We start from the raw sequence: 17,479 nt of genomic DNA on the forward strand, positions 1-17,479 counted from the left end.
TTTATACTTTCGCTTTTTAAGCTCACCCGCGAATAAAAGCTAGTAATTATGCAGCCTTGCAGGTGGTTAGTACGGTATATACACCATGCATGCCTAGTATATAAATGTTAAAAGTACAGAATATGAAGACAATAGAGATTCTATCGGTAGGTTTAAGGCTTGTAGGGATCTACGGGATTCTGAAGGGGATTCAGAGCCTAGCAATGGCTTATGGCTCATTACCAATGTACCAATCCCAGTTCCCTGATGATAATTCATATTACTTCGTCGCAGGAGGTTTCGTCTTAGTCTATTTTATTGCGGCTATCATACTGATTATTTTTCCCGTTAGGCTCGCAAGGCTATTGACGCCAAGAACAGAAGAACCATCTGTAGAAGTTGTGCATAACGCAAAGGGTTTTCAGTCCGCCGCATTGAGTATTTTAGGGGTGTACGTTGTGGCTTACTCCTTGCCCATGGTGTTCCAGCACAGTGTACTTGCCTGGCAAGCCTTCGCCATGCCCGAGTTTTACAATGATACCGCGGGTCTTGAGCACCTAGTATATACAGTGTCCAGGGCAATAGAGCTATCTATTGGGCTGTACCTATTTCTTCAATCACGAGCTCTGGTGAACCTCGTGTATAAACTCAGAGGACTCGGAGCGAAATGACTTTTAACCAGGCGCAGCACTACACAGCCTTCGGCTGTCGGACGCTCGCAAGCTCGCGCCGGTGTGCGCGGCGTTAGGCAAGAGGAACATATGAGCGACTGGGACTTTCTGCACGATATGCATAACGAGGGCTTTAGCCCAGAGCAGATAGCGGATGCTGCTGCCTGTGGCTATAACCCTTGGGAGCAAGGCGATTGGGACAACATCGCTGAGTTTGTTGACGATGAAGCGGGCTGGGATTTTGATAGTGAGCCAAAGAACCCAACGACTCTAGAGCTTTGGGAGTTGCTAGATGAATTGGTTGAAACCGCAAGAAATTACTTCGAAGTCACAGGTCGGCATCTGCCAATTTATGGAGAGCTTGGCGAGCTATACGGTGAAGCTAAATACGGAATCAAAAGGCATAAGCCTTATACACAAGGCTCCGATGGGAAATTGGGAAACGATTTCGTCGAAATAAAAACAATTAGCCCATTTAAGTCCGGCAATGCCGTCCTAGTGAAACGGGCCGGCAATTTCAGCAAACTTCTTATCGTGAAAATCAGCAAGGATTTCGAGTTTAAAGCAAAAATGATCGATCGAAAGAGCTTTGGAAAAGGCACTGGAAAACACATCAAGGCCAAGTGGAGTGAATGAAATTGCCTAACAAGCACATGTTGGCGGACTGGTTTTCCGCTGCGCTCCAAACCAGCCGCAAATGTGGGCGTTATACAAGGTGGACAGTTCAATGAAGTCGGTTTGGTTCTTAATTCTTTTTTCTCTCGCTTGGCAGGTAAATGCAGATGTTTGTGAGCCGAAAATGTCAGAGGAGCAAGAGAAATTTATTTATACTGAATTAGCTAAGTTGTCTTTTGGGCAACAACTTCATTTTGTAAATTTTCTAGCGATTACCCGAAAAAAAGCTTTTGAGGAAGGCGCATTAAATGCCGTGTCTTCAATAGACAATGAAATCTCCGTAATCATTCATTCGATAATAACATTTGCTAATTCTAACGAATATATTAATAAAACTGCCGTGTTAGAGGCGCTAGATTTATTTTTGAAAGGTTTCAATTACTACCCGCTCACCTGGACTACGGACACGACTGACTCAATAAGTAATAAAATTAATAAGTTAAGGAATAATGTATAACAAGTGCAGCCACAATCGGCCACTGCGTGGCCTGGACCTCAACCGCTGCGCAGGTTTCGGCCTGTGCTGCAAGCGTTAGGTACTCAGGATAAATCATGCGTTTAGTCGTTCTTACATACTTCACGATCTTTCTTTCTGGTTGCTCATCTCACCAACCATATCCTGAGAATTGGGAGGTTCAAAAAGCCAATGAAAGTTGTTTATGGCTCCAAGGGTTTTATAAAAATAATGGCGAATACTTCCTTAATGAGCGGACATACAAAACTCACCTGTCGGCTTATTTTTTTGAATCCACTCAAGTCGAACACTCTAAAGTCGAATTTATCACTTTTGAGGTGCGTGAAAATGAAAGTTATTTGATAAAGGCAATTTCAGAAAACAATGTTCAAATCGCTGAAACACTAATTAACCTAGACTGTAACAATGGCTCCTTGATATCAAGTAAAGACCGCGTAATTACTGGTGGTGAAGCAGGGGCAATAGTTTTAGGAACACAGATTAAGCAATTTAGGCTCGTGGAAACTATAGACGGTAACTTGCTTCTCAGTTCTGAAAGTTCTGTTGCTGGTATGCTTCTAATGGTTGTTCCCGTTGCGGGGTCTTCCTCTGTTTGGAGTAAATTCAATAAATATCGTACCTAACAAGCGCCTTAAACATCGCGGCCTACGGCCGCTGGACTCGCAACAAGTTGCTCGCCGTTCAGGCGTGCGTTATGTTTCTTAGCAGCCTTCCTTGCCAACATCAAAGTACGGGCGTACACTTAATGGTACAACTAAATGTACGTAGGTGAATCCCATGTCAAGAATTCGCGTCGATGAAGATATCCTCCCCCTTTCCGAGTTCCGGGCGGGCGTAGCCACATTTGTAAAGCAGATCCATGAAACCCGCCGCCCTATGGTGCTTACGCAGAGGGGGCGTGGAGTTGCTGTGTTGGTGGGCGTCCAGGAATATGAAAGAATGCAGGGGCGGCTGGAGCTGTTGGAGGAAATCTATAAAGCTGAAGAGCAACTGGCCAACGGGGAAGGTATTTCTCATGAGCAGGCAAAATCACGAGTTCTGGGCAGGCTGGCATAATGAGGGTTGTTTGGTCCCCTCTTGCCTTGGAACGTGTTGAGGATATCGCCCAGTATATAGCAGAAGATAAGCCCAGTGCTGCGGTTGAGTGGGTTGAAGGCATATTTGACACAGTGGAGCGGCTGGCTGACTTCCCTGAAAGCGGACGCATCGTTCCTGAGGTGGGCGGACGTCGCATTAGGGAGGTAATATTTGGAACATATCGGATTATTTACAGCTTCACAGAGCAGATTGATGTTCTGACTGTACGGCGCAGCAGTCAGTTATTGCGGATGCATGAGGTTGGCGATGAAGAAACTTAACCAGACCATTAACACGCTCCCTGCGGTCGCCTTAACTTTTTTCGATGTGAAATTTCATACCTAAACTACAAACTTGGCCACCACTAAAAATTCAGAGGCTAGAATAGGCGAAGGAATACAGAGCTGAAGGCGAACTAAGCTATTGATTTAACAAAGGTTTTATAAGAGAAGAAAGGTGGTGCGTCCTAGTAGACTCGAACTACCGACCCCCACCATGTCAAGGTGGTGCTCTAACCAACTGAGCTAAGGACGCACTGCTTAGGTAAGCGGTGGCTATACTAGGCATTTCAGCTGGGCGTTGCAAGTGATTTCTGCCTGCAAAGTATCGTTTGACGCTAATTTGAACTGTTTGCTGGGGTGTGGGGGAAGGAAACCGTATTTGTGCAGCGCGGCAAAGCCGAGGCGGGCCTTCTAGCGTTAGAAGAACTTATAGCATTTCATTAATTTAAACTTCACTTTAAACGAACTTTTTTATAAAAAATCTTTAAAAATACAATCGGCTGTATTAGTTTAAGAAAGAGGCTTCAAACGTCTCAATGCTTAGAGGGCGGCGTTCTTCTAGGATTTGCTACGGCTGCATCATAATAACTTTTAAAGAGCACGTTTATGGAAAATAGCACTCAAGTTCCAGCAGGTTTAATCGAATCAGGCTACTACGTTAGTTTGCCTTTATTCTGGGGTGGTGCGCTTGTTTTAGTGCTTTTATTGTTGGCTTGGTTATGGAGTTTTGCACGTTACCGCCGAGGGAGGCAAGTTCAAGAAACGTTGCTTCAGGAGCTCCGTGAGGGGGCAGACTCTTTTCTTTATTTGGTGGAAACAGCCCATGAAGGAATTGCTGTGGTGCAAAACGCACGCTTGGTTTACCTGAACCCGCGTATGTGTGAAATGAGTGGTTATACGGAAAACGAGCTGAAAGCTTTGCCTTCTTTCTTGCCTCTTATTCACCCGTCTGCACAGGAAGAAATGATGGCGAACTATCAACGTCGAGTAGCCGGGAAAGAGGCACCACAACGCTATGAAAGCTTATTTTTAAGAAAAGATGGTACCAGTTACCCGATTGAACTTAGTGGTGTTGCCATTGTTTGGGGTGGGCAACCGGCAACGCTCAATTTGCTGACAGATATTTCTGCACGAAAAGCTGCTGAAACAAAGGTTGCATACCTTGCACACCACGACAGTCTCACTGGCCTTGTGAACCGCTTAGTATTACATGACCATATAAAGCAGGCTCTTGCCCTAGCGGAGCGCAACAACGACACATTTGCAGTGTTATTTATCGACCTTGATGGCTTTAAACAAATAAATGACACCTACGGACATGAAGTGGGCGATATATTACTGAAGCAGGTTACCGCGCGAATTAAAAAGCAATTAAGAGACACGGATACTTTTGCTCGTATTGGTGGCGATGAGTTTGTGGTTCTATTGGCTCAAACGAAAAATATCTATGGCGTAAAGCAAACAATGGGGCGTATTGAAGAAGTGATGGTTGAGCCGTTTCATATTAACGACTATGAGTTGCACTGTCATGTGAGCCAGGGTGCTGCGTTGTACCCTGAAGATGGTACAACGGAGGAGCAATTGCTAAGCCAAGCAGATAAGAAAATGTATACAAACAAATGTGCTTATCATGCGAACCATCCAAGCCAATCTTCAGCATGATTAAAGCTATTGCGTGCATTTAAGGTCAGCGGAGCCGCGCAATTTGGTTTTGAACCGCTGACTCAGCAACGGCTGCAGGCGTGGCCAAACCGAGCTCCTGTAACGCTGTTTGCGCTTGCGCTGCCCGTGCTTCGAAGGCGTGTAAAGCAGCTAAGCTTGGCTCATCTAGGCGACCCTGAGCTGCAAAGTACTTTAGGCGCGGGTAACGGCCAGCTAGTGCAACGCCCCAATTCAGTGCGGGATCCCACCATGAGTTCATTTCACGCCCTTTGCCGCTAAGGTGCTGCTCTAGCACGTCATCGAGTGCGCCATTTAACAGCTTCAGGTCGAAATCGACGCCTGGCACAGGCTCAGTTTCAGAACTATCGGTGCTTGCATAGGCATTAAGACCTGTGCGCGAAGGGCCAGTGCGGGTATCGCGGTAGCGGGCGAGGGTCATCATATCGCTGGCCAGCACCGGCTCGTTCACCGGTAAGCGAACAGCTTCGGGATCGCCCATCAACTGGCCCCAAGACATACGAATAAAGGTGTGTTGGTTTTCCAAGCCGGGTTTGGTACAGCGCAGGCCAATGGCATAGGCTTCTAGAGGTTCCTGCATAAACTGAAAGCCGGTGTAGCGTGCCCAACGTACGACGATAAATTCATGGGCAGCAGCGCCGGGCAAATGAAAGTTCACCTCTTGCAGGTAGTCCAACACAATCTGAACCTGTTCGTCCGACAGTTCAAGGTCTTCGTGCAGCGGGTACATGCCCTCATAGGTTTTACGCACTGGTCTGGGCCGTGCGGCCATGTAAGCGTCGAGTTCGGCTTGGGTGCGTGGGCGTGCTTTTTTCTGTGTTATATTTTTTTTAGACATAATAACAGCGATTTCCTTTTCTTATTACAGACGATTAAATCAGCTGGTTGCGGTCGTAAAAATCCGTGTCTTCAAAGTAACCACCACGGCCTTCAAGGATAATATCGTAGCGGTTAACCACTTCAATACGCTCTAACCATTTCAAACTGCGAAACCCAGTAGAGCTTTCTAGCCGCAGCCGCACTGGCCCACCATTTTTAGCCGGAATTTCCCCTTCGTCGTTAAGTTCAAAGGCAATCAGCGTTTGCGGCATTCGCGCCTCAATCATTGGGGCAGACACGTAGTAGGTGCCTCCCTCGTATAGAGCGTCATCGCGACCCATATTTTGGAAGCTGGTAAACACCACGTCAGAGGCGCCGGGCAAGGGCTTAACCAGTTCTAAAAGGGCCGACACGGTAATGCCGCGCCACCGTCCAATGGAAGTAAAGCCCTGCACACAGTGGTGCAGGGTGGTTTGTGAGTGGCCGGCGGCCAGTTCACGAAGCTCGGCAATGGTTAGTGTTATTGGCCGTTCAACGTAGCCACCGATCTCGAGTACGTAGTCGTCTTCATAGCAGTTGGCCATCAGCGCCAGGTATTCTTCGGTTTCTGGCGGCCGGCCGCTGCCACGGAAATTATGGGTAGTGTTGGCAAGGCCCACGTCTTTACCGGTGATATTAGAGCGGTCGTAGTGCATACGCGCGGGCAGCTTATAAAGCAAATTCGACCATGGCCGCACAATTCGGTTATGCCATTTCTCAACGGCACGGCCGTCGGCCAAGGTCCAGCGCGTGGCCACCACATGCAGAACAATAACAAGCACGAGGCCAATGCTAAAAATAACACCACCTAAAACAGGGCTGTTCGAGTGCCCCAATACCATCTTTGATGTTTCGTGCAGGTAGCCATGAAGAAAAACCAACGGTACGTGGATGATGAAAAAAGCCACATAACCAACCAGGCACAGAAAGTGGGTGGTACGGATCACTTGGCGGCCACCGAGTGCACGGGTAATGCGTGAAAAATGGTTGGCAATGGCCGGCGACTGAAATGCGCCAGTAAGAATAACCAAAGGCGTTAGTATTAATATAACGAAGCCGTACGACAGTTGTTGCAGGGCATTAAACACCATGCCATCGACGGGTTGGGGCATGGTGAAAGCAAGGTAGGCCAGCATATCTTGGCCCGCCTGTGAAAACGTGTCCCAACTGGTGGGCACATAGCGGCGCCACTGACCGGTCGCCAGTAGTAACACGAAGTAAATAACCCAGCAGGTAACAAAGCCCGTTACGGCCATAAAATGCCAGTAACGGCCAAGGCCCAGTAGCCCACGCCCGGGCAGCGAAATGCGCGGGGAATAGTCGCTGTACTCGCCGCCCACAGTGTAGTACTTATGCTTGGCTTCATCTTGAACGGTAAACTGCGCCCAGGATGAGCCCGGCACCGTATGCTGCGAGCGGTAAAGCTTCGGGTAGGTACCCAGAATTTCGAGGCCAGAGCGCACAAGAAATGAAATAAAGATGATATTGAGGAAATGCTCCACACGAAGCCACCACGGAAATCCGAGATCCATTAAAAAACCTTATTAGTCCATAAAATGTTGGTTGTCGGGAGCAGCAACGATCATCCCGTATTGAAGCGCCCAAAAAAGCACCATATAGGCGATAGAGGCAAACAGCGTTACATTCCATGTAGCGGCGGTAACCACACTAGCCCCATTCCAAACATAAGGCGCATTGCCCAGCAGCCCGCCCATGTACACCAGTAGAGACGACAGTGCGACGAATAACCCCCACTTCCAGATACGGACCGAGGTTAGCAAACCCACGGCGACGAATACGGCAGCAGCCCCAGAAACACCCCACAGAAGCGGGTTGGCAAAAAGAAATGGCTCGTGGTTCGATAGTGCCACAACCGCCGAAGCACCACCGATGATAGCGATTATGGCGACCATTAGAAGCCGCGTGGTTAGTGGTAGGTTGATACGGATGTAGCGCAACAACGGAGCGCGCTTCTGGCCCGGCTTGATATGATTAAGTACTGGCTGCGTCGCGTTTTGGGTGCCGCGAAAGTCGACACCAGCACGTAAAGCAGGAGAGTTTTCGTCTTCCATTTCTAAATACTGCCTCCATTGAAGAACATTAATCGCCGGCCAGTGTGCAGGCCATTGATAGAAAACTCTAAGCCAATACGACTTGGTTAGCAAATGCCTTGGTGTGGCTTGTTCAACAACGCTGCTCTAGGTAAAGAGTAACTTGTTTCGCCAGCCGCCCCAGCGGTAATAGGCAATAGAAAACAGGCTGCTGATAAGAAAACTAATGCCGATGCCAAGAGCAATGCCTATTTCGCCGTACATGGAAGTCATCCAATAGGCGAGCGGCACGCGCAACAACCACAGCGAAATAATATTCAGCGCGAGGATCTGGAACATGGCGCCTGCGCCCCGCACCACCCCGTTCAGAATGAAGTTTAACCCAATAAAAGGATAGAACAGGGCGATGGTGCGCAGGTATGAAACGCCAAATGCCACGCTGCCTTCGTCGCTAATAAATAGTTTTACTAGTGGCTCGGCCCAAATAAACAGCACTGCGGCAAACATACCCATAATCACTATGTTGTAAAGAATACCAATTTTGGAAATTTGTGCGACCCGTTCCCACTTTTTCGCACCAATATTTTGCGCGGCCATGGCGTTCACTGCGGCACCTAAGGCAATAGCAGGCAGCAAGATAATATTGTCTAAACGCTGCGCTGCTCCAAACCCAGCGACCACGTCTTCGCCAAAGCTGTTCACCAAGGAAAGAATAACCGCCATACCAGCATAAATAACAATCATTTGTATACCTGAGGGTACGGCCAAATGTAAAATGGTGCGTATTTCAGCGGGCTTGGGGCGCTGCAATCGGAAGGCAGGCAGCCCAGTTTCTGGTTTGCCGGACAAATAGTACAGGCTATATAAAAATGCGAGTGTCTGAGCCAAAATCATCGCCCAGGCAGCGCCGGCGATATCCATATCAAAGCCAGCAACTAAGAGTGGGTTAAGCACAGCCGTTAGCACCGCTGCCAACAGCACGAAGTACATAGGCGTTCTACTGTCGCCAAAGGCCCGCAGCAAACTGCCAATGAAATTGTAGCCAGTAAGAAAGAGGGTGCCGATAAACATGATTTGTAGATACTGCTTAGCGCTAGCAATAATCGAAGCCGGCGTGTTCAGCAATACCAGCAGCGGCTCAGTAAGAAAGTAACCCGCAAGGCCAATAGCCAGCGACAGCACCGTTAATAAAATGGTGAAGGCGCTCAGGTAAGAGCTTATTTCTGCCTTATTACCGGCTCCTTTTAGCTGCGCAAATACCGTGAGCGTGGCGTTATTTACCCCCATCACAAAGGCCAGCAGCACCACCATAACGGTAGTGGCCACTGCGGGTGGTTTGTGTTGAGCTAGTTTATAAAGCGGTGGTTATAAAACCGTGGTTATAAAATCATGTTTATAAAACAGTGTTCTCTTGTTCGCCTTGTTCCCATTTTACAATATTTTCAAAGGTAATTTCGGCTCTTCGTACCATGGCTTCTTCGGTGGCAAAGCCAATGTGTGGGAGTAACACCACATTCGGCGCATCGAGAATAGGGTAGTTTGCCGGCACCGGTGGCTCCATATCGACTCTATCTAAACCTGCACCCGCAATGGTTCCATTGTGCAGTGCTGCTGCTAAGGCATCGTTATCAACAATCGGGCCTACTGCCGTATTAATTAACACTGCACTGGGTTTCATCAATGCGAGCTTATCCGCATTAATTAAGTGTTTGGTTTCAGCGGTAAGTGGCGTGTGCAGGGTAACAATATCACTGGCCTTTAACACCTCATCTAACGGCTTATATTCAACACCTTTGCTGATTAAATCAGGCTTTTCACTTCTGTTATAAGCAATAACCTTACAGCCGAAGGCTAAACCTAATTTAGCAACGGCGCCACCTATGCTACCAGTGCCTATAACGCCTAAGGTTTTACCGTTTAAATCAATCTGCCGGTAGCCTTCTTTGGTGCCGCCGTTTCTGACCACGGCCTCTAAAGGAACAATATTACGTAACAGTGAAATAATAAGCCCAAAGGTAATTTCTGCGACAGAATGGGTGCTGTAACCGGCGGCATTGGAAACCTTAATGCCTTTCTCTTTGCACTTGTCTAAATCGATATGGTTGTAACCGGTGAAGGCGACTGAAATATATTTTAACTTTTCAGCAGCATCGAACACTTCAGCACTTAAGGGGGTGTTGGCGATGACAATAACTTCGGCATCTTTTATTCTGGTTTTAAGCGTTTCGTTATCTAATTTGCCATCGTTATACACAACGAGCTCATGGCCACTGTCAGCCAAAGGTTGAGATAGCTTTTTGAACTCATCATCACTAATACCTAGCGACTCTAAAACGACAATTTTCACTTTATCTTTCCTTAATTTATTCTGGTGAGCCTTATTACAAGTTACACATAAGGCCTTTACCTAAGTATACCGAAATATTGAGTTTGATTTTTTTAGGCTTACTAGGGGGTTATTCAATGCCAGGTACTTGCGCAGGCGAATGTAGTTATTTCTAGCCCATTCAAGAATAAAGCCTAGGTTCGAGTTTTTGTAGGCAATTGAGCAATTCCAGTTTGATACTTTGTATATGCACCTCTGAAATGCTAGCTATGGTAGGTATGAAACCTACCATTTCCCGTAATGGGAAAATAAGCATTGACTGTTTACTATTCGTTTCCCATAATGGGAAATAGAGCGAGGGTATGTATGCGAATAATATCATTAGCCGCTTTACGGCAATTTTGGGAGCAGCCCAACTATGCAGACTCAGAACAGCCGTTAAAAGCCTGGTACGACGAAGCGAGGCACGCAAACTGGGGAACCCCACAAGCCATTAAAAATCTTTATGGTAACGCAAGCTTTGTTGGCAACAACCGTATAGGAGGTTGGAATGCACATTAAACCAATCAAAACCGTTGAAGATAACAGCGCGGCTTTAGCGCGTATCGAGCAACTTTGGGATGCAGAGCCAAACACCCCAGAGGGCGATGAACTAGAAGTATTAGTAACCTTGGTTCAAGCCTTTGAAGAAGAACATTATCGGATAGAAGCTCCAGACCCAATTGAGGCGATAAAATTCCGCATGGAGCAACAAGGCTTAGAAGATAAAGATCTCGTTCCCTTTTTAGGCCAGCGCAGCCGTGTAACAGAAGTTTTAAGCCGCCAACGTGGGTTGTCATTAGCTATGATCCGTAAACTAAACACAGGGCTTAACATCCCTTTAGATTGTTTAGTGAAAGAGTATGAACTAGTTAAGTAAAAAAGCGGTAAGTGAGTCCGCTTTAGCTGGGTTTTATTGGTATTAGCTCAAATACGTTCTCGACACCTAACAATTGACCGGGCCTGTTAACTGGTGTTATTAATAGTACCAGTTAGGTTTTGGAGTATGTGTTATGCAAGTAAAGTTTTCTGAAGATGTAGTGCCACTTTCAGATCTAAAAGTTAATCCTGGGAAGGTGGTTAACCGAGCTCAAGATACAGGTCGCCCAATCCTGCTGACGAGCCGTGGTCGTGGTATAGCCGTGGTTCAAGGGCTGGATGAGTTTGAGAGAGCTGCTGAGGAACTTCGGTTTGTTAAGGCGGTGGCCCAAGGCCTCATGGATGTTCGCGAGGGCAACACTGTTTCTATAGCTGAGGCGAAGAAAGCACTGGGCATTAGCTAAATGGAATTGCGTATTGCCCAGTCCGCTCTTAAGGATTTGCTAGCTATTCAAGAGCATTACAGTGAAGCAGGCGTGCCACATATCGGTAATGAGTATGTGGCAGCCATTCTTGAGCACGCGGAAATATTAGTGCGCCACCCTGATGCAGGTCGGATTGTTTCCGAGTTTGGCATAAACCATATCCGAGAGTTAATCCATTCACCATTTCGAGTTGTTTACCTGAGACAAGAAACCGAGGTTGTGCTCATTCGAGTTTGGCGAAGTGAGAGGCAGCTTGAGTTACCTGAATAGGAAAAACAACTACAAACTACTTCTGCGGTGTAATTAAATACTTCTCACCGGTGGCTTGCTTTGAATACGCCGCTATCGATTCCATTTGTAATGCGCCTGCGAGCGACACTTCATGGGTGTAGTGGCTGGCAAAGGTGGTGGTAATTTCATTTGCTACGCGTTTGCGCATGGCCATGACGGTTTCAGGCTTTAATTTGCCGAGTGCGTTGAATAACAAGAAGCCATTAACGCCCCAGGCGAAGCCGAAGTTACGGTTAAGCGTTATAGGGCCGCGGTTTAATGCGCCGTAAATGTAGGCTTGTTTGAAGGTACTTGAGCCATACACGTTATATTCTTCTACGTCGTGGGTTATGGCCGCTTCCATGCAGTTTAAAATGTCGCTGGTGAGTTGGCCGCCGCCAATGGGGTCGAAGGAAATAGTGGCGCCGGTTTCAATAATGGCGGCGGTTAAGTCGGCAAGGAAGCTGTCGCTGCTAGAGTTCACCACATACTTGGCGCCCATGTTGCGTAGCAGGGTTTCTTGTTCTTCTTTACGCACGATGTTGATTAGGTCGATGCCGTCGGCAATACAAATGCGGTTGAGCATTTGGCCAAGGCTTGAGGCTGCCGCGGCATGGATAATGGCTTTGTGGCCTTCAGCGCGCATGGTTTCAACCATGGCAAGTGCGGTAAGCGGGTTAACAAACGACGACGCGCCTTCTTTGGCGGTGGTGCCGGCTTTTAATTCTAAACAACTTTGCACATTGGCGCATAAGTACTGACGGTAGGTGCCACCACCGATCACAGCGACCATTTTACCCATTAGTGCTTGTGCCGCCGGCGATGAGCCGGCTGCGACAACGGTGCCTGCGCCTTCGTTACCCACTGGCATGGCTTTGCCCACCCGGGTGGTTACCGCAGGCATGAACTTGGCTGGTACATCGGCACTAATAACGGGCTGTTGCTCTGTGCCTGTTTGCGTTGCTGTGGTCATCGCCGCAACACTGAACATAACGGCTAAGTCAGACGGGTTTAATGGCGCCGCTTCAATGCGAACAACCACTTCATCGGCCCCTGGCTGCGGCATGGCAACGTTGTTTAAGGCAACGGTTAGTTTGTTGTCGGCGCTGATGGTTGAGGTAAGTTGAATATTAGTGGTTGTCATAGAACTTGCTCCTGCAAAAATTAAGTTGTTTGTCGATGAGCTTAGGGTAACGCATTAGGCTGGCTGCACTACAAAGGTTAAGCACGTAGTTATGGTTTGAAAAGCCATACGGTTACTTGTTAAAGCAATAGTACAGTAAAAAAACTTAGGAATTCATAAAATAGGGCGCTAGCTAGTTCATAGCGACTAGGCTTCGGCTATGAAAAAAAGCGTGCATTAGTTATAGAAGCTCTTAATTTGCTGGCATGCTGGCGGCGTCGGTAATTTTGCATGAAGCAGTGTGTGTGCGTTCGTCTACAAAGCCAAAACTAACTCTTTCCAGCGTAACTGATTCGCCGATAACCATGTACTCCTGGTAAAGATAGCTTTTATTTTCAAGGACACTATGAAACTCATTATAGGTGGTGCAGGTGATGTAAATATCGGCGATTATGCGGCTGAAATTGTTAGTAATTGTCATATCCAAATAAAGTAGAGGTATGCTTTCAGCAAGGCTGTAAGTATATTCAAAGCCTATATTTTGAACGAGTTGCTGCCTTTGCGCTGTAGCTGTAGTAAAAGCCAACAACTCGGGGTGCTCATTGGCAAGTGCTTGTTTAGCGGTGCTATTAGCATAAGGCAGTTTATTGTTAGTACAGCCTGCTACCATGAAAACGATGAAGAGCAAGGGTAAAACTTTCACACGCATAATATACCACCTGAAGGAAATGATTCATGGAATGCCGCTGGTCACTTTTTATATGCTTGCTGTTTCCTTTGTAGATGTCTATTTATTTATATATTAGCAAATAGGCTTAGCGTTTAACCGCAGATAACCCGGTTTGAATACAGGGCCATATTTCGTCGGCGCTTTGTTTGTCTGTTTCAGTTAGGTTTTGCCCTGAAAGTACCAATACCTTTCGCTGAATACCCGCAGCAGCAGCGGCTTGCATGTCGCTTTTCTTGTCGCCAAGCATAATGCTTTGGCTAGGGTCGATATTGTAGTCGTCAATCGCTTGGTGCAGCATGCCAGGTTCGGGTTTACGGCAGTTGCATTGAATATTGTAAGGGGGCTTTCCTTTCTCGGCGTGGTGTGGGCAATAATATACGCCTGATATTTTAATTCCTTGCTCAGCGAATTGTTGGCGCATCCAGCTAGTTAGTACTGCAAATTGTTCTTCAGTGTAATAGCCACGGCCAATGCCTGATTGGTTGGTAACCACAACAAGTAAATAGCCGAGACTTTGAAAGTGCCGACAGGCGTCGAACACACCGTCGATAAAGTTGAATAGTTCAGGCTGGTAAATATAACCGTGGTCGATATTAATAACGCCGTCGCGGTCTAAAAATACCGCCTTATGTACTTGTGCTTGATTCATATTATAAGTTTTCTTCTTTTATCACTTTATCAAACATGGCTTTGACTGCGTTCACACTAATATTGGCCATAATATGTTCGCCTTTTACTCGAGTTCCAAAGGGTAGCTCGGCTACCGTTTTGCCAGTTTGGCGTTGTAATTCCTGGTAGTAGGCTTCGACTACATAATGTTGATACAAATAGGGGCCGGTACGCGCTGGGTTGCTATGCCCATAGAGGCCGATAACCGGGGTGCCAACGGTAACGGCCATGTGGGCAGGGCCCGTGTCGGGGGCGATAACCAGCGACGCTTGTTGCAGCAAAGCCAGCAGTTGTTTTAAACTTGTTTTGCCGACCACATCGAGAATATTAGCCTGAGTATGTTTTAAAATATCGTCGCGTAACTGTGTTTCCATGGCACTTGGCCCACCACATAACACAACCTGAAACCCTTGTTCGCTAGCATAATCGGCAATAGCGGCATAGCGCTCTGGTAACCAGTTGCGTTCAGCTTTTGAAGCTGCGGGGGAAATAACTAAAAATCGCTGCTGGCCTAGCTCTCGAAAAGGCTTTAATAGATTTCTTGCCCATTGAATATCGGTTTCGGCTAACGGCATGCGCCAGTTTGGTTTTTCGTTGGTTGTGGTTAAAAAAGGTACGCCAATATGGCGAGCAAAGCCGGCAAAGTTTTCTAATACATGGGCTTGGTTTTGTGGAACAACCCGCTCGCGCATAAATAAGGAATGCAGCTCTTTACTGCGGGCTTTGTCGAAGCCTATTTTGCGCTTGGCGTTAATGGCTAACGAAGCAATATTTGCACGTAGGGCCACCTGCATGTGCAGCAACACGTCGAATTTACGGCCCTTAAGCTTGTTTTTTAAGTCGCTAAAGGCTTTCATACCAAGATTTTTGTCAAAAACCACAAGTTCAATGCCAGGCAAATTGGCCAATAACATGGCTTCTACTTTACCCACAATCCAGGTGATATGGGTGGCAGGATAGTGGCGTTGAATGGCTTGTACGGTCGCTACTGCGTGGCATACATCGCCAATGGCCGATAAACGTAAGATACAAATCGACTGTTCGCTTGCAGTTAACGGCTTACCGAGTTGCATAGTTTACTCGCTTTATATTTGCTGGCTCTATATTTGTCCGATCAGCATTCGCTCGTTCAATAATGGCACTAGTTGAACGGCCGGGTACAAAGGCTAAGGTTTTTACTTCGCCCCCGGCGGCTAATACTTCCTTGGCGCCAACAATGGTGTCGATGCTGTAGTCGCCGCCTTTTACTAATACGTCGGGGGTTATGGCTAAAATAAGTTCTAAGGGGGTGTCGTTTTCGCTGGCTTTGTCGCCAAAGGGTATTACCCAGTCGACACTGGCTAAACTGGCAAGTACCGCGGCGCGATCTTGTTCGTTATTAATTGGCCGGTTAGGGCCTTTTAAACGAGTAACCGAGGCGTCGGAATTTAACCCAACCACTAAGCGATGGCCTAATGCTTTGGCTTGGGCTAAGTAGCGCACGTGGCCAGCATGCAAAATATCAAAACAACCATTAGTAAATACAATACGTTCGCCATTTTTTTGCGCTAATTGAATATGGCGCAGTACTGTTTCAATTTCGGCCAGTTCGTGGGGGGCTTTATAGTTGGCCTGGTTCGCACTTAATTGGCGGAATAAATGCTGGTTGGTTTTTTCCATAAGCTCCGTTAACGACACCGTACCTGTGCCGCGTTTTCCGACGACGATACCCGCCGCAAGGTTTGCTAGTTCAACCGCTTGGGGTAGTTCCATACCAGCACTAAGCATGGTTGCAAGGGTGGCAATAACCGTATCGCCGGCACCGGTGACGTCGCTAACTTCTAACACTTGAGCAGGAAAGTGATAATAGTCGTTAGCGGTAATTAGCGACATGCCTTGTTCAGAGCGGGTTAGTAACATAGCGCCAATGCCGGTGCGCTTTAATATAGCGCGGGCCGAATTGCGCATGCTGTCTGCAGTGCTTGGGTCGCCACCGGCTAAGCAAAACTCGGCTAAGTTTGGGGTAATTAAGTCGGCACCGCTATACACCGCTAAATCTGCTTGTTTTGGGTCTACCAACACTTGTTTGCCGGCCGCTTTCGCCATTTTTATCATGTGGCCAACAGTACTTAAGGAGCCTTTGTTGTAGTCGCTAAAAACAATGAAGTTATAATCAGCAAGCAGCGCCTTGAAGTGCTTAGCAAGTGTTTCGCTATGCTGCATGGTAAAATTTTGCTCTATGTCTAAACGCACTACTTGTTGCTGCCGTGAAATAACCCGCATTTTAGTAATAGTAGGTAGTTCGTGCTGCTTGACCAACTTAATACGCACGCCGTCTTTGATTAAAATATTACTTAAAACGTCGCCTTCCGTGTCGTTGCCAATTAAACCAAGTAAGCCAATGCGGCCGTCTAAATGGGCTATGTTGCGGGCAACGTTAGCGGCGCCGCCGGCCTTATCAATAATGCTGGTAATTTTCACAACAGGAACGGGGGCTTCGGGTGAAATGCGTTGCGAGTCACCTTTAAAATAGCGGTCTAGCATAACGTCGCCAACTACAAGCACACGGGCACTGTCGAGGGTACTAAGCTTCACGATATCGATCATGGCGTGAACTCCTTATCTAAAGCTTCACATAACCAGTGGCCAATAAACATGTGGGCTTCTTGAATACGGGCCGTTTCTTGTGACTGCACAATAATAGCTAGTTGAGCAATGTCTTTTACTTTGCCGCCGTCGCGGCCGGTTAACGCCACTGTGAAGGCGCCTATTTCATTGGCCGCTGCCAGTGCTAGGTTCACATTATTGCTTTGGCCTGAGGTGGTTAAACCAATAACAACATCGTTGGCTTGTACTAAACCTTGCACTTGGCGCTCAAACACCGTGTCGAAGTTAAAGTCGTTTGGGTGTGCGGTTAAAATAGAGGTGTCGGTAGTTAGCGCAATAGAAGCAAGCGGGGCGCGTTCATTTTTGTATCGCACCATTAACTCGGCGGCCAAGTGTTGGCTGTCGGCAGCACTACCACCATTGCCTAACCAAACTATTTTACCGCCACTGCTAAGGCTGTTGGTTACAGCTGAAAATAATGTTTGCACATCGTTTGCATGATTATGCATGGTGGTGAAAACGGCATTGTGGCGCTCAAGCGCAGCAAAAAAACTCATCATTGAATCCTTAAATTACTACAACGGGCTTAAACAATTGACCTAGCTAGTTTGCTGAGAGGGGGAAGTTGGCCAATGGTGGTTAGGGCAAATGCTATAAAAGCTATTGTCAACAGGGTGTTGTTAGT

Annotated in this window: 22 protein-coding genes and 1 tRNA gene; 11 read left to right on the forward strand and 12 right to left on the reverse strand. The window is 47.2% G+C overall.

The features are described from left to right. The first annotated feature begins 122 nt into the window (after positions 1-122). The 6 genes from M1L23_RS03325 to M1L23_RS03350 all read left to right on the forward strand — a co-directional run bounded on the left by M1L23_RS03325 (position 123) and on the right by M1L23_RS03350 (position 3,158). Positions 123-650, forward strand: coding sequence for a hypothetical protein (locus tag M1L23_RS03325; protein ID WP_252625656.1), 528 nt, complete (start codon positions 123-125; stop codon positions 648-650). Between the two features lie 90 nt (positions 651-740). After that, positions 741-1,286 carry a hypothetical protein gene (locus M1L23_RS03330; protein WP_252625657.1) on the forward strand — a complete coding sequence of 182 codons (546 nt, stop codon included), beginning with the start codon at positions 741-743 and terminating at the stop codon, positions 1,284-1,286. 91 nt (positions 1,287-1,377) lie between these two features. Beyond that, on the forward strand, positions 1,378-1,782 hold the full coding sequence (locus M1L23_RS03335) for a hypothetical protein (protein WP_252625659.1): 405 nt from the start codon (positions 1,378-1,380) through the stop codon (positions 1,780-1,782). A gap of 95 nt (positions 1,783-1,877) precedes the next feature. Continuing rightward, a complete protein-coding gene (locus M1L23_RS03340; RefSeq protein WP_252625660.1) occupies positions 1,878-2,423 on the forward strand; it encodes a hypothetical protein in 546 nt (181 codons plus the stop codon). A 154-nt stretch (positions 2,424-2,577) separates the two neighbouring features. Further along, positions 2,578-2,856, forward strand: coding sequence for a type II toxin-antitoxin system Phd/YefM family antitoxin (locus M1L23_RS03345; protein WP_252625662.1), 279 nt, complete (start codon positions 2,578-2,580; stop codon positions 2,854-2,856). Then, complete coding sequence (locus M1L23_RS03350) at positions 2,856-3,158, forward strand: type II toxin-antitoxin system RelE/ParE family toxin (RefSeq protein ID WP_256473582.1); 303 nt, start codon at positions 2,856-2,858, stop codon at positions 3,156-3,158. Before M1L23_RS03345 ends, M1L23_RS03350 begins: the two co-directional genes overlap by 1 nt. Positions 3,159-3,334: 176 nt before the next feature. Here the strand turns inward: M1L23_RS03350 and M1L23_RS03355 are convergent. Continuing rightward, positions 3,335-3,411: transfer RNA gene (locus tag M1L23_RS03355), tRNA-Val, on the reverse strand. A gap of 353 nt (positions 3,412-3,764) precedes the next feature. Here M1L23_RS03355 and M1L23_RS03360 point away from each other — a divergent pair. Next, positions 3,765-4,820, forward strand: coding sequence for a sensor domain-containing diguanylate cyclase (locus tag M1L23_RS03360; RefSeq protein ID WP_252625668.1), 1,056 nt, complete (start codon positions 3,765-3,767; stop codon positions 4,818-4,820). A 25-nt stretch (positions 4,821-4,845) separates the two neighbouring features. On the opposite strand, the gene M1L23_RS03365 is transcribed toward M1L23_RS03360, so the two are convergent. The 5 genes from M1L23_RS03365 to M1L23_RS03385 form a co-directional block, all read right to left on the reverse strand. Continuing rightward, positions 4,846-5,676 carry a hypothetical protein gene (locus M1L23_RS03365; protein ID WP_252625669.1) on the reverse strand — a complete coding sequence of 277 codons (831 nt, stop codon included), beginning with the start codon at positions 5,674-5,676 and terminating at the stop codon, positions 4,846-4,848. Positions 5,677-5,710: 34 nt separating this feature from the next. After that, a complete protein-coding gene (locus tag M1L23_RS03370) occupies positions 5,711-7,228 on the reverse strand; it encodes a molybdopterin-dependent oxidoreductase (RefSeq protein WP_252625670.1) in 1,518 nt (505 codons plus the stop codon). A 12-nt stretch (positions 7,229-7,240) separates the two neighbouring features. Further along, positions 7,241-7,768 carry a hypothetical protein gene (locus M1L23_RS03375; RefSeq protein WP_252625673.1) on the reverse strand — a complete coding sequence of 176 codons (528 nt, stop codon included), beginning with the start codon at positions 7,766-7,768 and terminating at the stop codon, positions 7,241-7,243. A gap of 126 nt (positions 7,769-7,894) precedes the next feature. Further along, positions 7,895-9,073, reverse strand: coding sequence for an MATE family efflux transporter (locus M1L23_RS03380; protein WP_252625674.1), 1,179 nt, complete (start codon positions 9,071-9,073; stop codon positions 7,895-7,897). A 67-nt stretch (positions 9,074-9,140) separates the two neighbouring features. Then, the gene (locus tag M1L23_RS03385) at positions 9,141-10,094 is read right to left on the reverse strand and encodes an NAD(P)-dependent oxidoreductase (protein WP_252625676.1); all 954 of its coding nucleotides are present in this window, start codon (positions 10,092-10,094) and stop codon (positions 9,141-9,143) included. A gap of 345 nt (positions 10,095-10,439) precedes the next feature. Here M1L23_RS03385 and M1L23_RS03390 point away from each other — a divergent pair, with 345 nt between their 5' ends. The 4 genes from M1L23_RS03390 to M1L23_RS03405 all read left to right on the forward strand — a co-directional run bounded on the left by M1L23_RS03390 (position 10,440) and on the right by M1L23_RS03405 (position 11,686). Further along, positions 10,440-10,634: a type II toxin-antitoxin system HigB family toxin gene (locus M1L23_RS03390; RefSeq protein ID WP_252625678.1), complete on the forward strand. Its 195-nt coding sequence runs from the start codon at positions 10,440-10,442 to the stop codon at positions 10,632-10,634. Then, positions 10,624-10,992, forward strand: a complete 369-nt coding sequence (locus M1L23_RS03395; protein ID WP_252625679.1) for a helix-turn-helix domain-containing protein — start codon at positions 10,624-10,626, stop codon at positions 10,990-10,992. Before M1L23_RS03390 ends, M1L23_RS03395 begins: the two co-directional genes overlap by 11 nt. 133 nt (positions 10,993-11,125) lie before the next feature. Then, entirely contained in the window at positions 11,126-11,395 is a 270-nt protein-coding gene (locus M1L23_RS03400) for a type II toxin-antitoxin system Phd/YefM family antitoxin (protein ID WP_252625681.1), read from the forward strand. After that, on the forward strand, positions 11,396-11,686 hold the full coding sequence (locus M1L23_RS03405; RefSeq protein WP_252625682.1) for a type II toxin-antitoxin system RelE/ParE family toxin: 291 nt from the start codon (positions 11,396-11,398) through the stop codon (positions 11,684-11,686). Between the two features lie 16 nt (positions 11,687-11,702). Here M1L23_RS03405 and M1L23_RS03410 read toward each other — a convergent pair whose 3' ends face one another. The 6 genes from M1L23_RS03410 to M1L23_RS03435 form a co-directional block, all read right to left on the reverse strand. Continuing rightward, positions 11,703-12,830, reverse strand: coding sequence for a zinc-binding dehydrogenase (locus M1L23_RS03410; RefSeq protein WP_252625684.1), 1,128 nt, complete (start codon positions 12,828-12,830; stop codon positions 11,703-11,705). A gap of 232 nt (positions 12,831-13,062) precedes the next feature. After that, positions 13,063-13,518 (reverse strand): hypothetical protein, encoded by a 456-nt coding sequence (locus M1L23_RS03415; protein ID WP_252625686.1) that lies wholly within the window; start codon positions 13,516-13,518, stop codon positions 13,063-13,065. A gap of 106 nt (positions 13,519-13,624) precedes the next feature. Continuing rightward, positions 13,625-14,188, reverse strand: coding sequence for a D-glycero-beta-D-manno-heptose 1,7-bisphosphate 7-phosphatase (gene gmhB, locus M1L23_RS03420; RefSeq protein ID WP_252625687.1), 564 nt, complete (start codon positions 14,186-14,188; stop codon positions 13,625-13,627). 1 nt (position 14,189) lies between these two features. Further along, a complete protein-coding gene (locus M1L23_RS03425; protein ID WP_252625688.1) occupies positions 14,190-15,281 on the reverse strand; it encodes a glycosyltransferase family 9 protein in 1,092 nt (363 codons plus the stop codon). After that, entirely contained in the window at positions 15,268-16,791 is a 1,524-nt protein-coding gene (gene hldE, locus M1L23_RS03430; protein ID WP_420840626.1) for a bifunctional D-glycero-beta-D-manno-heptose-7-phosphate kinase/D-glycero-beta-D-manno-heptose 1-phosphate adenylyltransferase HldE, read from the reverse strand. Before hldE ends, M1L23_RS03425 begins: the two co-directional genes overlap by 14 nt. Further along, positions 16,791-17,354 (reverse strand): D-sedoheptulose-7-phosphate isomerase, encoded by a 564-nt coding sequence (locus M1L23_RS03435; RefSeq protein WP_252625690.1) that lies wholly within the window; start codon positions 17,352-17,354, stop codon positions 16,791-16,793. Before M1L23_RS03435 ends, hldE begins: the two co-directional genes overlap by 1 nt. Positions 17,355-17,479: the final 125 nt, after the last annotated feature.

The sequence above is a fragment of the Aliidiomarina quisquiliarum genome (assembly GCF_023922585.1).
GTDB classification, from domain to species: domain Bacteria; phylum Pseudomonadota; class Gammaproteobacteria; order Enterobacterales; family Alteromonadaceae; genus Aliidiomarina; species Aliidiomarina quisquiliarum.

Excerpts from the sequence above, each read along its gene's own strand:
- M1L23_RS03325 (WP_252625656.1), top strand. The coding sequence starts at position 123 with ATGAAGACAATAGAGATTCTATCGGTAGGTTTAAGGCTTGTAGGGATC.
- M1L23_RS03330 (WP_252625657.1), top strand. The coding sequence starts at position 741 with ATGAGCGACTGGGACTTTCTGCACGATATGCATAACGAGGGCTTTAGC.
- M1L23_RS03335 (WP_252625659.1), top strand. The coding sequence starts at position 1,378 with ATGAAGTCGGTTTGGTTCTTAATTCTTTTTTCTCTCGCTTGGCAGGTA.
- M1L23_RS03340 (WP_252625660.1), top strand. The coding sequence starts at position 1,878 with ATGCGTTTAGTCGTTCTTACATACTTCACGATCTTTCTTTCTGGTTGC.
- M1L23_RS03345 (WP_252625662.1), top strand. The coding sequence starts at position 2,578 with ATGTCAAGAATTCGCGTCGATGAAGATATCCTCCCCCTTTCCGAGTTC.
- M1L23_RS03350 (WP_256473582.1), top strand. The coding sequence starts at position 2,856 with ATGAGGGTTGTTTGGTCCCCTCTTGCCTTGGAACGTGTTGAGGATATC.
- M1L23_RS03360 (WP_252625668.1), top strand. The coding sequence starts at position 3,765 with ATGGAAAATAGCACTCAAGTTCCAGCAGGTTTAATCGAATCAGGCTAC.
- M1L23_RS03365 (WP_252625669.1), bottom strand. The coding sequence starts at position 5,676 with ATGTCTAAAAAAAATATAACACAGAAAAAAGCACGCCCACGCACCCAA.
- M1L23_RS03370 (WP_252625670.1), bottom strand. The coding sequence starts at position 7,228 with ATGGATCTCGGATTTCCGTGGTGGCTTCGTGTGGAGCATTTCCTCAAT.
- M1L23_RS03375 (WP_252625673.1), bottom strand. The coding sequence starts at position 7,768 with ATGGAAGACGAAAACTCTCCTGCTTTACGTGCTGGTGTCGACTTTCGC.
- M1L23_RS03390 (WP_252625678.1), top strand. The coding sequence starts at position 10,440 with ATGCGAATAATATCATTAGCCGCTTTACGGCAATTTTGGGAGCAGCCC.
- M1L23_RS03395 (WP_252625679.1), top strand. The coding sequence starts at position 10,624 with ATGCACATTAAACCAATCAAAACCGTTGAAGATAACAGCGCGGCTTTA.
- M1L23_RS03400 (WP_252625681.1), top strand. The coding sequence starts at position 11,126 with ATGCAAGTAAAGTTTTCTGAAGATGTAGTGCCACTTTCAGATCTAAAA.
- M1L23_RS03405 (WP_252625682.1), top strand. The coding sequence starts at position 11,396 with ATGGAATTGCGTATTGCCCAGTCCGCTCTTAAGGATTTGCTAGCTATT.
- M1L23_RS03410 (WP_252625684.1), bottom strand. The coding sequence starts at position 12,830 with ATGACAACCACTAATATTCAACTTACCTCAACCATCAGCGCCGACAAC.
- M1L23_RS03415 (WP_252625686.1), bottom strand. The coding sequence starts at position 13,518 with ATGCGTGTGAAAGTTTTACCCTTGCTCTTCATCGTTTTCATGGTAGCA.
- gmhB (WP_252625687.1), bottom strand. The coding sequence starts at position 14,188 with ATGAATCAAGCACAAGTACATAAGGCGGTATTTTTAGACCGCGACGGC.
- M1L23_RS03425 (WP_252625688.1), bottom strand. The coding sequence starts at position 15,281 with ATGCAACTCGGTAAGCCGTTAACTGCAAGCGAACAGTCGATTTGTATC.
- M1L23_RS03435 (WP_252625690.1), bottom strand. The coding sequence starts at position 17,354 with ATGATGAGTTTTTTTGCTGCGCTTGAGCGCCACAATGCCGTTTTCACC.